General features: G+C 54.6%; 11 protein-coding genes. 8 read left to right on the top strand and 3 right to left on the bottom strand.

Annotated elements, in window-relative coordinates; genetic code table 11:
• Position 1: 1 nt before the first annotated feature.
• From IDT60_RS14965 to IDT60_RS14955, 3 genes are all read right to left on the bottom strand, one after another.
• Complete coding sequence (locus tag IDT60_RS14965) at positions 2-1315, bottom strand: UDP-glucose/GDP-mannose dehydrogenase family protein (protein WP_191079636.1); 1314 nt, start codon at positions 1313-1315, stop codon at positions 2-4.
• A gap of 53 nt (positions 1316-1368) precedes the next feature.
• Entirely contained in the window at positions 1369-2757 is a 1389-nt protein-coding gene (locus tag IDT60_RS14960; RefSeq protein WP_191079635.1) for a sugar transferase, read from the bottom strand.
• Positions 2758-3166: 409 nt separating this feature from the next.
• Positions 3167-4630, bottom strand: a complete 1464-nt coding sequence (locus tag IDT60_RS14955; protein ID WP_191079634.1) for a polysaccharide biosynthesis tyrosine autokinase — start codon at positions 4628-4630, stop codon at positions 3167-3169.
• Positions 4631-5431: 801 nt separating this feature from the next.
• Here IDT60_RS14955 and IDT60_RS14950 point away from each other — a divergent pair.
• From IDT60_RS14950 to IDT60_RS14915, 8 genes are all read left to right on the top strand, one after another.
• Positions 5432-6415 (top strand): GDP-mannose 4,6-dehydratase, encoded by a 984-nt coding sequence (locus IDT60_RS14950; RefSeq protein ID WP_191079633.1) that lies wholly within the window; start codon positions 5432-5434, stop codon positions 6413-6415.
• A gap of 7 nt (positions 6416-6422) precedes the next feature.
• On the top strand, positions 6423-7382 hold the full coding sequence (locus IDT60_RS14945) for a GDP-mannose 4,6-dehydratase (protein ID WP_223883735.1): 960 nt from the start codon (positions 6423-6425) through the stop codon (positions 7380-7382).
• Positions 7383-7411: 29 nt separating this feature from the next.
• Entirely contained in the window at positions 7412-8560 is a 1149-nt protein-coding gene (locus IDT60_RS14940) for a glycosyltransferase (protein ID WP_191079632.1), read from the top strand.
• A gap of 463 nt (positions 8561-9023) precedes the next feature.
• Entirely contained in the window at positions 9024-9824 is an 801-nt protein-coding gene (locus IDT60_RS14935; RefSeq protein WP_191079631.1) for a glycosyltransferase, read from the top strand.
• Positions 9824-10405 (top strand): DapH/DapD/GlmU-related protein, encoded by a 582-nt coding sequence (locus tag IDT60_RS23580; protein WP_370590694.1) that lies wholly within the window; start codon positions 9824-9826, stop codon positions 10403-10405. The genes IDT60_RS14935 and IDT60_RS23580 overlap by 1 nt, the downstream gene beginning before the upstream one ends.
• Before the next feature lie 17 nt (positions 10406-10422).
• Positions 10423-11688, top strand: coding sequence for an oligosaccharide flippase family protein (locus IDT60_RS14925; RefSeq protein ID WP_223883988.1), 1266 nt, complete (start codon positions 10423-10425; stop codon positions 11686-11688).
• Entirely contained in the window at positions 11672-12757 is a 1086-nt protein-coding gene (locus tag IDT60_RS14920; RefSeq protein WP_370590693.1) for a glycosyltransferase, read from the top strand. Before IDT60_RS14925 ends, IDT60_RS14920 begins: the two co-directional genes overlap by 17 nt.
• Positions 12758-12829: 72 nt before the next feature.
• Positions 12830-14140: a hypothetical protein gene (locus tag IDT60_RS14915; RefSeq protein WP_191079627.1), complete on the top strand. Its 1311-nt coding sequence runs from the start codon at positions 12830-12832 to the stop codon at positions 14138-14140.
• The last annotated feature ends 1 nt before the right edge of the window (position 14141 follow it).

Genomic DNA, 14141 nt, shown 5'->3' with positions numbered 1-14141 from the left:
GTCAGGGTCGGCCTAGGCCACGGTAGCTCCAGCCAGCAGCCCGCCATTTCGCAGCGTCCAAAACGTTGCGGCCATCAAGGACGCGAAGCGAAGAAACTGAGTCCGCCAACGCGTAAGGGTCCAGGTCGCGGTATTCCTGCCACTCAGTAAGCAACAGCAAAGCATCCGCCTTCTGGATTGCATCAGACGTGCCGGCTACGTAGTGGAGCTCCGGGAATCTACGTGCGGCGTTTGCCAAGGCCTTCGGGTCTGTCACCGTAACCACAGCCCCTTGCAACTGCAGCTGTGCCGCAATACTGAGGGCGGGGGAATCGCGAACGTCGTCACTTTCTGGCTTGAATGCGGCGCCCAGCACGGTGACTCGTTTGCCTAGCAGGGATCCGCCACACAAATCGCGCGCGAGCTCAACCACACGGGTTCTACGGCGCATATTAATGGCATCGACCTCGCGAAGGAAAGTAAGCGCTTGGTCGGCACCGAGTTCACCGGCGCGGGCCATGAACGCACGGATGTCCTTGGGTAGGCAGCCTCCGCCGAAGCCGATGCCCGCATTGAGAAACTTGCGACCGATCCGATCATCCATTCCGATGGCGTCAGCGAGCTGCGTTACGTCTGCTCCTGCTGCTTCACAAACCTCAGCCATAGCATTAATAAACGAAATCTTTGTGGCGAGGAAGGAATTTGCGGCCGTCTTGACGAGCTCCGCGGTTGGATGGTCGGTCACCAGGCGGGGAGTGCCGGACGCGAGCGGAGCCGAATACACATCGTCAAGGACTGCAACTGCAGGATGGTCCTCAGAACCGCCCGCAACGCCGTAAACAAACCTGTCGGGGTGCAGAGTGTCCGCTACCGCGTGTCCTTCACGAAGGAATTCCGGATTCCAAACCAAGTGCGCCTCAGGTTGTTCACTGCGGAGGAGAGCCGCCAGGCGTGAAGCAGTTCCGACAGGTACCGTCGACTTTCCTACAACCAGGTCGTTTGGTGCAATGTAGGGGAGCAGCCCTATTGCGGCGGCGTCCACGTGCGTCAGGTCAGCACCGTTTTCTCCCTTCTTCTGCGGTGTGCCCACGCAAATGAAGTGCACGGCGCTTCCAGCTGCAGCGGCTAAGTCGGTGGTGAAGGACAAGCGTCCCGTATTTTGAACTTCCTTCAGGAGGTCTTCAAGCCCTGGCTCGTAGAACGGAGCACGTGCGGCAGACAATTCTTCGACCTTCCGCGCGTCCACATCGATACCGACCACCTCGTGGCCTAACTTAGCCATGCATGCCGCGTGGACAGCGCCCAGATAGCCACAGCCAATTACAGAAATACGCATTTGATGATTCCTTCCCCAAGGGGTGAGTTGTCGCGTCGCGTGGAAACGCGCTTTTAGTAGGCGCCGCTACTGCCAAAGACAGCTCGGACGGTACGGAGGATGATGACCAGGTCGCCGGCTAGCGACCAATTTTCTACGTAGTACAAGTCGAGCCGGACGGAGTCTTGCCACGACAGATTCGAGCGTCCGCTGACCTGCCAGAGTCCCGTTAATCCGGGCTTGACCAGCAGACGACGACGGACATCGCTTTCGTAGGCTTCGACTTCCTTCGGGAGTGGCGGCCGTGGGCCCACCAAACTCATTGTTCCGGTGAGGACGTTCAGGAGCTGGGGCAGTTCGTCCAGGCTGAATCGGCGTAGAAATCCTCCTATGCGAGTAACCCGCGGATCATTCTTCATCTTAAATAGAGGACCGCTACCTTCGTTCTCCCGGGTCAAATCGGCCAAACGGGCTTCTGCATCCACAATCATTGAACGGAACTTGAGCATGTAAAAATGGCTCCCTTCTATTCCCACACGTTCTTGGCGGAAAAGGATAGGACCCGGGCTGTCTAGCTTTACAAGGATGGCTACGAGGATCATTGCGGGGGATGCCATCAACAAGAGAATGCCAGCGGCGAAAAGGTCAAAAAGCCGCTTAGCAACTCGTTGTCCTGCTTCAAGTGTTGGTGTCGTGACGTGAATCAGGGGTAAGCCCGCGACTTGCTGGGTATGTATCCGAGGCCCAGCGATGTCTGTGAGAGCGGGAGCCATAATTAGGCCAATGTTCCGAGCCGCTAGCTCCCAGCCTAAGTGCCTAAGGGTCTGAGGATGCAACTGAACTCCTGCGGACAGGGCAACGGCATCGGCACTACAGTCCTTCAAGGCGGCGACGATGGAATGTGTATCAGGTTTGTACCCCAGAATTTCAAGTCCCGAGCTTGGCTCGACCGCAAGGTTGCTCTTTACCCCAGGCATGTATACCGCGACGGGAAGATAACCTGCATGTTGTGCGCTAGTCAGGGATGAGGCTAAGTGAGAGACGGCCCCGGGTCCACCAACTAAGAGGAGGCGGGACATGCTCTGGCCCTGTCTACGCTTGATACTGAGGTGCTGCCGCATGAGCCATCGGCCAAGCAGGAGTCCAAGTAGTCCAACAGGAAGGGCCAGCCCCACGTACCCGCGGGCTGTGTCGATCCGGAAAACGTAGGAAACGATAGCGACGATGCCAAATAACCATAAGGAAGCCGCGGCTACTCGCTTGTACTCGTCAGGTCCTGACCCAAGGATGCGGCTCTGACGGCTGTTCCAAGCGCCCAGCATTACCCACCATGCGGCCGCGAGGACCACCGAGAACCACACGTATGGTAAATCCTGGCCCGCTGAAGCAAATTCTGAGTCCAGCCCGAATCGTATCAGGAACGCTCCCAAAACGGCCCAAATGACGACGAAGGCGTCGACCATCTGTAGGCTCAGCGAAGAACGCCTGCGCCAATTCTCATTAGCCCCCAATGCGGTGGCTCCTCTCTTGCATTTACACAATTTCCCGCTGCGCGCGCGTTGGGTTGATTACTTGACACAGTTGCTGCTGTGGAGGATTAAGCGGCGACGACGAAGACGGAAGCAATAGCGCTGAGACCTTGAAATTCTCGACCGCAGAAGATTCCGCGGTTGCGGTTTGCGACTGCGGCTTGACTCGACACGGTTCTTAGCCAGGGCGAGTCGACTTCCGCTGCGCTAAGTCGAAGCGGCGATCTTCAAATATCCGATGGTGAGATTTGTCGGGGTACTCTTTGCCTGAGAGCCCACGCGAGATCAGCGTCTACGTTCAGGAATCGATTCCGCGCTCTCACGTTTCAGCCGAACCATGGAACTAGCGGGATGCGGTTCGCTCGTGTCTGTGCGAGGCCTCGTGAGTTTCGCTGGTGGCGGGCCGATTCCGGACCTTGCGGGTATTGGAAGCCAACGCCGGCGTGTCGCTCGGTGCCGAATCATACTTGGGGTACCTATAGGCATAGGCATCCGGACCCTTCGCTGGTAGCAGATTCAACACAACCCCCAGCAAATCGGCGTCTACCATTTCAAGTGCTTTGAACGATTTCTGCAGATCGGGCAACTTCACTTTGGATGAGCCAACTACCAACACCACGCCCCCTACCTGTTGGGCTAGTACCGCCGCATCCGTTACGGGAAGCAGCGGCGGGGCATCGATAATTACCGCGTCAAATGTTTGCTCGAGTTGCAAAATCAGTTGCCTCATAGCGGTGGAACCCAGCAGCTCGCTTGGGTTGGGGGGAATCTGGCCAGAAGTCAGGACGTAGAGTGCGTCGTCACCCCAAGGCTGAAGCAGGTCATCCACGTCGGCTTCACCAATCAATGCCGTTGTCAATCCCGCGTTGCGCTCCAAGCCTAAATAGTCTCCAACACTAGGGCGCCGAAGGTCCGCGTCCACGAGAACCACAGACTGACCTCCCTGGGCCATCGCTATGGCTAGATTTGTTGCAGTCGTGCTTTTGCCTTCTCCGGGTAACGAAGAAGTAATAAGCATGGATTTAGACTTGTGGCTGACGTGCGCAAACTGGAGATTAGTACGTATTTGGCGGAATGACTCTGCACGTGGGCTTTGTGCCTCCGTCTGAGTTAGCAGGGGCCTCTTAGCGGCGTCGGTATCGAACGCAATGCCCCCGAGGATAGGTGCGTCGTGAACCCGACGGAGGTCTGCCTCTCCTCGAACTTTCGTGTCGAGTACGTTCCGAACAATAGCCAAGCAAATGCCGAAAGCGAGACCCATAAGCGTTCCTAGCGCCAGATTCAGCCGTGTGTTAGGTGCAGAGGGGACCGTCGGCGCGCTGGCGGGGGTAACAACGGAAATCTTGATGGGTGAGGGCCCGCCAGCCGTCGGGCTTTCCAGTGTTTCTATGGTGGAGATAAGGCTCGTGCCCACAGCTTGGGCGATCGCCGAGGCCTGCACCGCTGAAGTGTCCTCAACTGCGATAGAGATGATGACTGTGTTCAAGTCGGCGCTTGCGGTAACCTGCCTCCGCAGCTCTGCAGGCGAAAGCGGCAAACCTAGACTGTCGATCACAGGCTGCAACACAGCCGGCGTTTTTGCGGCCTCGACGTAGGACTTGACTCGGGCCTGACTGAATGTATTGCCCTGTTGAAGCTCCGTGACCGATCCCGAGCTTTGTATCGACACAAATAGTTGCGTCTGGGCGGTGTACGTCGGCTTCACCATGATTGATGCCGTTGCTGCGATAATTAGGCCAAGCATAGTGATGGCAGAGATCGCGAGCCAGTTACGGCGTAATACGGGCAAATAGTCGCTCAACTGCAAGATGAGACCTTTCTAGCGCTGTATCCATGCCCCCCCACGGAGACAAGCCACTTGATTGTATCCCGCGGAAAATGGGGCACGGTGACGCCACCAGGAATGAGTGTTAGTAGCAGGTTGGCACGCGGCACATCGTTGATGAAATGAACCGGACCCGCCGAGGACCAAGGCATATACGAAGATTCTTGACGGGGCCCGCGCTTCTACCGAGCCCAAGGAGGGAATCTGTAAGACTGCCAGCTCGCTTAGGGGGCGGCCCGACGCTTTCATTTCAGTTACGTTAGCGCCTCGTCTAGTTAGCCGGTCCGTCACAAACTCCGAAGGGATTGATCAGCAATCGGAGTAATTTGCGTGGTCGATCTCTCAAACGGCCACAGTGCAGTGAGGGCGGGGGGATCCCCCAGCAACTTAGGGCAGGAACAACACGAAACGGACCGAGCCGGCCGCAGCAATCTACGAGGCTAAAGATCCGTCTCCTGAGCCACAGAAACTTCTAACATCACGGAGCACGCCTGTTATCCATATCGCATGGGAGATTCGTTGCCAACAGCATCTTGCCCCGGAGCGAATCCGCAGATCCTGTCATCGCCTCGCAGCGTTTCGCGTAACATAGGCTCCAAGCTTGCCGCTGGTGGTAACAATGAGCGCAAGCACTTCATCAAGTGACACCCGGCAACGCTAGGGTAGGTGCCGAACATAGCTGGTCGGACCGGCAATTTTAAGCCGACCTCACCATTCGTTCCGACCATATGGCAGCCTCGTACGTCTGCTCGATGCAAGATTTCAAAGAAACAAGGGGGAACTGTGCCTCGAGCACTTATCACCGGGATTACCGGTCAAGACGGCCTGTATCTGTCAGAGCTGTTGCTGTCAAAAGGCTATGAGGTCTTCGGGCTCGTACGTGGTCAAAATAATCCTAAGCTTGACGTGCTTCGTCGAGTTGCTCCGGAAGTCCAGGTGTTAACGGGGGATCTCACCGATGTGTCTAGCCTTGTGAGGATCTTGGCCGTTGCTCAGCCAGATGAGATCTACAACTTGGGAGCGGTCTCATTTGTTGCATACTCGTGGGAGAACGCAGCTCTGACCACGGATGTGACAGGCAAGGGCGTCCTAAACATGCTGGAGGCAACGCGACTCTATGCAGGCGATGACATCGAAAAGGTTCGATTCTATCAAGCGTCGTCGTCCGAGATGTTTGGCAAGGTGCAGGATGTGCCCCAACGAGAAAGTACACTCCTTTGGCCTCGCTCTCCTTATGGAGTCGCTAAAGTTTTCGGTCACTATATGACTATCAACTATCGCGAGTCGTACGGCATGCACGCGTCTAGCGGGATTCTTTTCAACCACGAATCTCCTCGAAGGGGCCCTGAATTTGTAACACGCAAAGTCACTATGGCAGTTGCGCGCATCAAGCTCGGTTTGCAGGACTCGCTGACCTTGGGGAACCTGGACGCAAAGCGGGACTGGGGATTCGCCGGGGATTACGTAGAGGCAATGTGGCGGATGCTTCAGCAGCCCGTTGCAGACGATTATGTCATCGCCACTGGTGAAACTCATTCCATTCGTGACCTTCTTGACGCCGCCTTCAAGGCCGTAGGCGTCGACGACTGGGCCCGGTATGTCGAGCAAGACCCCCGGTTTATGCGACCGGCAGAAGTGGATTTGCTCGTCGGAGACGCGTCAAAAGCCCGTGAAGTTCTCGGGTGGAAGCCGGCCGTCGGCTTCGATGAGTTGATCAAATTGATGGTTGAGGCCGACCTAGCCGAGCAATCGGCGTTGGTCCACTGAGGCTATTGTGAGCCCGAGAGCATTAATCACCGGAAGTACGGGGCAAGATGGCAGCTACCTCCAAGAGATGCTACTTGCAGATGGCTACGACATACATGTTTTCGTGCGCCGACACGACACAGAAGCCGAAGCCTTGGATTCAGGCGTTACGACGCATTTTGGAGACTTGGCCGATGATGAATCCATCAGGAAAGCTGTGGATGCGTCTGAACCGGATGTGATTTTCAATTTGGGCGGCATCTCGTCAGTGGCCGCTTCTTGGGGGGCACCGACTCGCACTGCAGTTGTAACGGGTGCCGCTACAGCTGAACTTCTTGAAGGGGCTTGGCGCCTTCAAGAGCGGCTGGGGAGACCTGTAAAATTCGTACAGGCGTCTAGCGCGGAGATCTTCGGGATTTCACGGGATAATCCACAAACAGAAACCTCTGTTGTGCGGCCGGTAAATCCCTACGGCGCTGCCAAAGCTTATGCACATCATATGGTTGCCATGTATAGGAACCGTGGTCTCCATTCGTCGGCAGCGATCCTTTTCAATCATGAATCCCCGCGGCGACCTGAGCAATTTGTAACTCGGAAGATCACCTTAGGCGTAGCGAAGATTGCAGCAGGTCTGCAGGATACTCTACGACTGGGAAATTTGGACGTAAGGCGAGATTGGGGATGGGCGCCGGACTACGTGGATGCGATGATCCGAATGTCAAGTACGGAGGCAGCCGACGATTACGTTGTTGCAACAGGTGAATCGCATAGCCTACGCGAGTTCGTCCAAGCCGCCTTCGAGTCGGCGGGAATACATGATTGGGAGAGATACGTTCTCCTGGACCCTACGCTTGCTCGTCCAGCCGATGCCCCGGAGATGCGTGGAGACCCAGCGAAGGCTGCGCTTACATTGGGCTGGCGGCCCACCGTGCCATTCTTCGAGATCGCAAGCAGGATGGTACAAAACGACCTGAAAATCGTCACTTAGGGAACATAGGTGAACGAAAAGGAGAATATATGCCTGGAATGATAGTGCATGAATGGTTGGAGCCCCATGGTGGGGCAGAAAAAGTTATCGACCAGATGGCTGCTGCGTTTCCAGACGCTCCCATTTGGACCCTTTGGAATGATGCCCCAGGACGCTTTGATTCATCACGAGTTCACGAAACATGGCTAGCGGAAACTCCTCTCAGAAAAAAGAAAAGTTTCGCACTACCCTTCATGCCGTTGACTTGGAGAAATCTCGGTAACTCCGATGCTGAGTGGGTGCTGTGCAGCTCTCACTTATTCGCTCATCATGCTCGTTTCGCTGGAGCAGCTCGATCAAGCCCCAAATTCGTATATGCGTACACCCCCGCACGTTACATCTGGACTCCCGAAATAGATTCGCGCGGAACGTCCTGGGCGGCGAAACAGGCGTCCAAACCGCTCCGCCATCTCGACGCCCGTCGTGCGCAAGAGCCGCATGCAATTGCGGCCATCAGCCGCTTCGTGCAGCAGCGCATCGCAGATTTCTGGGACCGCGAAAGCACAGTTATTTATCCTCCGGTTGATGTGACCGCTTACAGCGGCGGCGAGGATGGAGCGTTCACTGCCGATGAAGAGCGCATACTATCCGATCTTCCGAAGGAATTCATCTTGGGGGCGTCGCGCTTTGTTCCCTACAAGCAATTGGATCAGGTAATCCGAGCGGGGAACGTTGCCGGGGTCAAAGTTGTACTTGCCGGGAGCGGCCCTAGCCTCGGTGCCCTCAGGGCAATGGCCGACGAATTTCCGAATCTGGTGACGTTTATTGACCGTCCCTCACAGACTTTGTTGCGTGAGTTGTATCGGCGAAGTCTCGTCTACGTCTTTCCGCCGATTGAAGACTTTGGAATTATGCCTGTTGAAGCAATGGCGACTGGGACACCTGTCATCGCCCGAAACATAGGCGGAGCCTCGGAAACAGTTCTTCACGGTGAAACCGGTTTCCTCCTGGAGGACTTCGGTGGGCGTGAATTCGTTGACGCGCTATCCGCTGCCGCGTCCTTAGATACAGAGGCATGCCGTCGCAGGGCTAGGGCTTTTGGCAATGACGTCTTTCGAACTTCGCTTACAAGTTGGATCAAGGATGAATCGGACTCCGTATCCGGGCTTGGCCTTCCTCAATCAACGAAGTCAAAATAGCAAGATGCCCGGCGCCGGGTAGAACCGCCGTGAAATAGTGGCGAGATTTCGCCAGAATGTATTGGTTAGTATTCATATGGTCAAGAATCCTGGTCCAGACAGCACTGTCGTCATACTCTCGACGGCAGACTTTGAGAGCGAGGTCTGGACGAACAAGCAACACCTGGCAAGCGGGCTTATATCGAACCACAGAGTGGTCTATATTGAGTCCCTCGGTTTGCGACGCCCCACTTTCTCGAGACGTGATCTGGGGCGAATCTGGCAGAAACTGCGCCGGGCCAACCTAAAGGAAGGGCCGGCTGCTAACAGGACAACTAACCGTCCTGAGGTCGTTCGGCCGCTTGTGATTCCTTTCCATCAATTTCGGTTAGTTCGTATGCTGAATAGTATTCTGATTCGCTCCATGCTAAAACCAAAACTGCCGGTTCCTGGCGATTCAGTTGTATATTGGACTTTCAGTCCCTTGAACTACGGATTGGATTCTCACTTCGGTAACGTTGTGTACCATTCAGTTGATCTACTTCACACGATTCCGGGCATTCCAACCGCAGCTTTGCTTGCTGCAGAAAAAGAGCTCGTGCGTGCTGCAGAGGTCGTGATCGCGAGCAGTCAGGGTGTCAAACAACACCTGGATTCCCTCGGGGCCCCCGATGTCGTTTTATGGGAAAACGTCGCGTCGGTGGAGCTGTTTTCGGGCACAAAGAATGACAGACTTCGACGCGCAATATTTGCCGGGAACTTGACGCCAACAAAAGTCCAGGCAGAGCTCTTGCTGGATCTTGCTGAGAGCGGTGTGAAGGTCGCGCTTGCCGGTCCAATCAATATTGACGGGACACCTCTGTCAGGCGCGCTTAGCTCCGTATTGAATCATCCGTTCGTCGACTATCTAGGAAACCTAGAACTAGCCGAATTGGCCGTAGAGTTCTCGAAGTCTAAAGTAGGACTTATTCCTTACCATATAAACGAATATACTGCAGGCGTGTTTCCCATGAAGGTTTACGAGTACTTAGCTTCTGGACTTTCTGTTGTTTCAACCCCCTTACCCAGTCTGAAAGAGAGACAAATAAGTGGGTTGCACTTAGCAGACAACAAGGAGGCCTTCATCGAGAAGGTATTGCATGAACTTGGGATATTTACTGAGGAGCAGGCTGAAGTACGAACACTTGATGCTTCCGATCATTCGTGGACGCGGAGAACAGAGGAGGCGGAGAGGCTTCTGACTGGACTTTTGGGGCCCCACAAGCCCGAACGCGGGAACATATAATGGGATTCTCTTCGATTGCTAAGGGAGTCAGACAGGTCTTCCTCTGTGATGGAGGCGAACCGCAGCCTTTGTGGTGGCATTCAGTCGTGAATTCCGTGGCAGCTTCGAGTTGTGTTTCCGGCCGTGTTCGCACACTCCTCTATCGGGCAATGAAGATAGACATAGCTTGGTCTACTTTGGTGCGGCCTGGTTGTCTAATTCGCAGCCGTAGGCTTACTGTCGGCCGCGGGTCTACGATCAACTATGCTTGCGTATTCGATAATCGGGCAGGAGTTAGAATTGGTGATCGTGTCGGCATTGGAATTGGTGTTAAGTTTCTCAATACAGACCATGACATATCGGATCCCGACTGTAGGGCAGGAAGCGGGAAGAGCGCTGGTGTCCTAGTCGGAGACGGTGTTTTCATTGGGTCGAATGCAGTGATCCTCCCAGGTGTAACCATTGGAGACGGTGCTGTCATCGGCGCCTCTGCATTAGTCTCAACTGACTGCGAACCTCATGGATTATATGTGGGGGTTCCCGCCCGGCTTGTCCGAACACTACCCCTAGAGACAGAGCCAAAGACGGCGACATCGTCTTGAAAGGGCTGGAATCATTTGTGCGAAGGCTTTGGCCGATTCTTCGCGGTTCACTCGCTTATGGCGCCGGCCCGATCCTTGGGCTGCTCAGTGGCCCGATACTTGCCCGCGCGTTGGGTCCCGATGGGCGCGGGCAGTTCGCGAGCATAATGGAACCAATTACTTTAGCAGGTGCGGTAGCAAGCTTGGGCATTCCTGCGGCCGTCGCCTATTTTTCTGCAAAAGGGGCTAGAGCGGGTTCTGTCTATCGCAGAGGGATCGTTTTGGCTATCGTTCCAGCCGTGCTGACGTTTATCGGCATGTGCATCTACGCCGGGGAGGTGAGTAGGCAACAAAACCTTCCGTTAGGCAGTTTAATTTTATGTTGGGCTATTATATTTCCATCTGCTGTAATCCAAATTAGACGCGGATTTTGGCAAGGACAAGGTCGCTGGCGGAAACTTGATGCTGAAAGATTCAGCTTTGCCTTGCTGCGTTTCGCAGTGGTTGTTGTTCTGGCGTTCCTAGGAATAGCGTATGCGCCATCGTTTGCACTAGGATCGCTAGCCGCTTTCTGCGTCGCGGCCTTGATACTTTGGACACCTGGGAGCGGTGTAGTTTTCGGGCGGGGACGGATCCGGTATGCGGAAGTTGCCAAATACTCGCTTGGGGCTTCGCTGGGGACCATTGCTATCGTAGCCAATAATCGTTTGGACCAGGTCCTTCTCCCTTTGGTCTCTCCGAGCCGGGAACTCGGCTACTATTCAATTGCCGTGACTGTCGCAGAGGTGCCTCTGATCTTCGGGGCTCTGGCGGCAAGGAACGCCTTGCACGAGTCAGGAAAGGGTGCCTCGACCTTACAAGTGGCTAAGGCGGTCGGCCCATTTCTGGTGGCGGCCGTAGGGGCGAGTGCAATTTTGGCCACCATTGCTCCGGGGCTTGTACCTCTGTTTTTTGGAGCAAGTTTCGTTCCGAGCGTAGCTTCCGTCCAAGTCCTAGTAATCGGCACGGGCTTTGCATGCATTTCAATGACCCTGATTTCAATAATTGCAGGTCGGGGTAAGCCTGCAATGTCTTCGTTGATCCCGCTGGGAGGATTACTGGTAACAATTGCAGGATTCATCTACGTCGGCGATGCTATGAACAGCACGCGTGCTGCCTATATTTCTCTATTCAGCCAAGTGTCGGCCTTATTTATTGCAATTCTCATTCTTTTTGTGTTTAGAAATCGCCCCTCGAGGCGCGGTGTAACGGAAATAGAATCGACTAGTCTAGTGGGGGTTATTAACAGTGCGCGCGGAAAATGATATTGCAAGAGAGCCCATTCGAGTCGGTTTGATCGTGAGTTCTGACATCTCCGGTGGCGGTGAGCAGTACCTGTATAGACTGTATAGTCATCTCGTCAAAGACGGCCGGGTTACCGTTGACCTGGTGGGTAGCCTTCCGCAATGGCCAAAAGTTGTAGGCGCCGTCCGGCCGGTCGGAAGGTCCCCGAAGCTCACTCGCAGACGAGGTTTGATTTTCCAAATTTTTAGCTTGGTTGCTCCAATGATCAACTCTTACAAAATCGCAAAGCGAAAGAGTTATGACGTTATCCACGTCCAGTATTTTAAAGAGAAGTTGACATTGCCATTCTTTCTCCGGGGACTTCCGATTCTGTGGACCGAGCATGGGCCGCTGCCTGAGAACTTTCCTCCTGGAGGTCTCCGCCTTCTAGCCAGACAGTCCCGGTATTGTTCTGTTGTTGCTGTAAGCAAGGGTGTTTCTGAGTCCTTGCTGTCCCAAGGAATATCCAGTCGGGTTATTCCCAATCCCATGCCTTCCATCGACGTTGGCGGAGTGCAAGTTGAGCGGCGTCCTCCCGCAGCTACCAGCCTTCTCTTTGCGGGTAGACTGCATCGTTCTAAACGAATTGAGCTGCTGATCGAAGCCGCTAGATTGAAGCCAGAGATACAAGTTCTGATTGCTGGTGATGGACCAGACCGTGGTTATTACGAATCAATTAGCCCCGAAAATGTACAGTTTCTTGGGCTGGTTACGCCCGTCTTGCCGGTTGTGGCCTCATGCAGCGCGGTTGTGATCACTTCTGGGCGTGAAGCCCGCGAGGGCTCTCCGATGATTATGCTTGAGGCAAGACGCTTGGGGGTTCCTGTGTTGATTGCCGAAGATTGTCATGCTGCGAGTGAAGCCCGCGAACTGTTATGCACCACGTTTTACCCCACGGGCGAAGGTTTGGCCAAGGTTATTTCGGACGCCGCGAGTCTGGTGAGCCAGAAATTGCCGGAGGCCTCCCTGCGGCTGCGATCGGAGAAGGTGTGGGCGGATGCTCATTACAGCTTGATTAGAGAAATTTGCCGGGACGGTTCGCGGTCGTAGTGTTGGAAGGCGTGCCGTGGTGGAGAGTGGCGGAGGCCCTCTACCAGACTACTATTGACAGGCTGTATTCCTTTGCATGAAGCGCTATTCCTAGTCGTGGCTTTTCTGGGCTTAGCCCGTTGGCTGAGACACTGTCTGTCGGGGCGTGCCTCACAAGGCGTTGTTTCTGCGATCGCCGTGTTGGTCTATGTTCTGTTCATGTGGGTGCCGGCCCACCTTCAAGAATCTGGCCTCATCACGAGTAAATTAGACAAAGCCGGGTTTGCTGCACCCCCCGTGTCAGCTGAAATTCAGGATTTGGCCCTCCGGTGGAGCCTAGAGCTCGGCTTAATCGTGGTCACAGATGTGCTAGTTGGGCTTCTTGTTTTGCAACAGCGGGCAGCCACGGAGCGCGCTGGTGGTGATCAGGTAGTACCGAACTGGTGGGGCGTCGAGCGTGTTGCCGTGCTACTTGTGGTGGTGGGCGCGTCGGCAACGCTGATCTTTCCTCCGCCTGCGCTAGATGAGCGGGCTGCTGGTGGGCAGGGATTCGAGGTTCTTCTAAGGACGTTCCTACTTTCTGGCCTCGCGTTGATCAGCTACCATAAGTTCTTTGGTAAGAGGAGCTTCGGATTTTTGCTAGCTGGCGGCGTCATTTTCCTACTTCTGGGCAATGTGCGAAGTCCTCTCCTAGTCGTGATTATCGCCTTCATAGCTGGCATGATCAGCAGAAACGAATTTAGAACCAAGCGACGATTTGTGTCCGCAGTTGCGTTGATTCTTGTCTTTGCCTTCGCAGGCTCTGTTATGTCAAATATGCGCGCAAATTTGACACGGAATTATGGATATACGGCTCAACAGGTAGTAGATCAAACGTTTGAGAATCCTTGGACGGCGCCATACGAGTCTGGCCTGGATACTCTGGATGGGTATCGGTTTTCTCAACGCATACTCACGTTCGAAGAACCGCGGCCCTCCGATCTGCTTGCCGTAGTAACCACATTTATTCCCCGCGCGATCTGGCCTGAAAAGCCTGAAGAAATTTCGGTAGATGTGAGCTCTCGATATCTGCGATATGAAGCAAGCGGTCAGTATTTATCGCCAATTGGATATCTCTCTTTGGCTCTCGGTTCCTATGTCGGCGCTCTAGCTGGAATTATTCTATTTTCGGCCCTCATGTCTTCACTTGCCTTGAAGTTCTCTCAATCGTTTTGGCTCGCAGTGGTTGTCCTTGTTACGTTCCGGTTCATGCTCGGCGGCTCGGCATTTGACCTATATTATGGCCTTACAATTGTCTTGCCGATTCTGCTCGTTCGAATCTTTGTGGTAGTTACCTTTCCAAGGCATTCCTCTCGTTCTGGATGTGCCTCAAAGGTGAAATACATTAAATCGGCCCGGAGGTAAT

It is taken from the genome of Pseudarthrobacter sp. BIM B-2242 (genome assembly GCF_014764445.1).
Classification (GTDB): Bacteria; Actinomycetota; Actinomycetes; order Actinomycetales; family Micrococcaceae; genus Arthrobacter; species Arthrobacter luteus_A.
This window is presented reverse-complemented; position numbering and strand designations above follow the sequence as displayed.

Coding starts and splice junctions, on each gene's coding strand:
- IDT60_RS14965 (WP_191079636.1), bottom strand. CDS start 1,315: ATGCGTATTTCTGTAATTGGCTGTGGCTATCTGGGCGCTGTCCACGCG.
- IDT60_RS14960 (WP_191079635.1), bottom strand. CDS start 2,757: ATGGTCGACGCCTTCGTCGTCATTTGGGCCGTTTTGGGAGCGTTCCTG.
- IDT60_RS14940 (WP_191079632.1), top strand. CDS start 7,412: ATGCCTGGAATGATAGTGCATGAATGGTTGGAGCCCCATGGTGGGGCA.
- IDT60_RS23580 (WP_370590694.1), top strand. CDS start 9,824: ATGGGATTCTCTTCGATTGCTAAGGGAGTCAGACAGGTCTTCCTCTGT.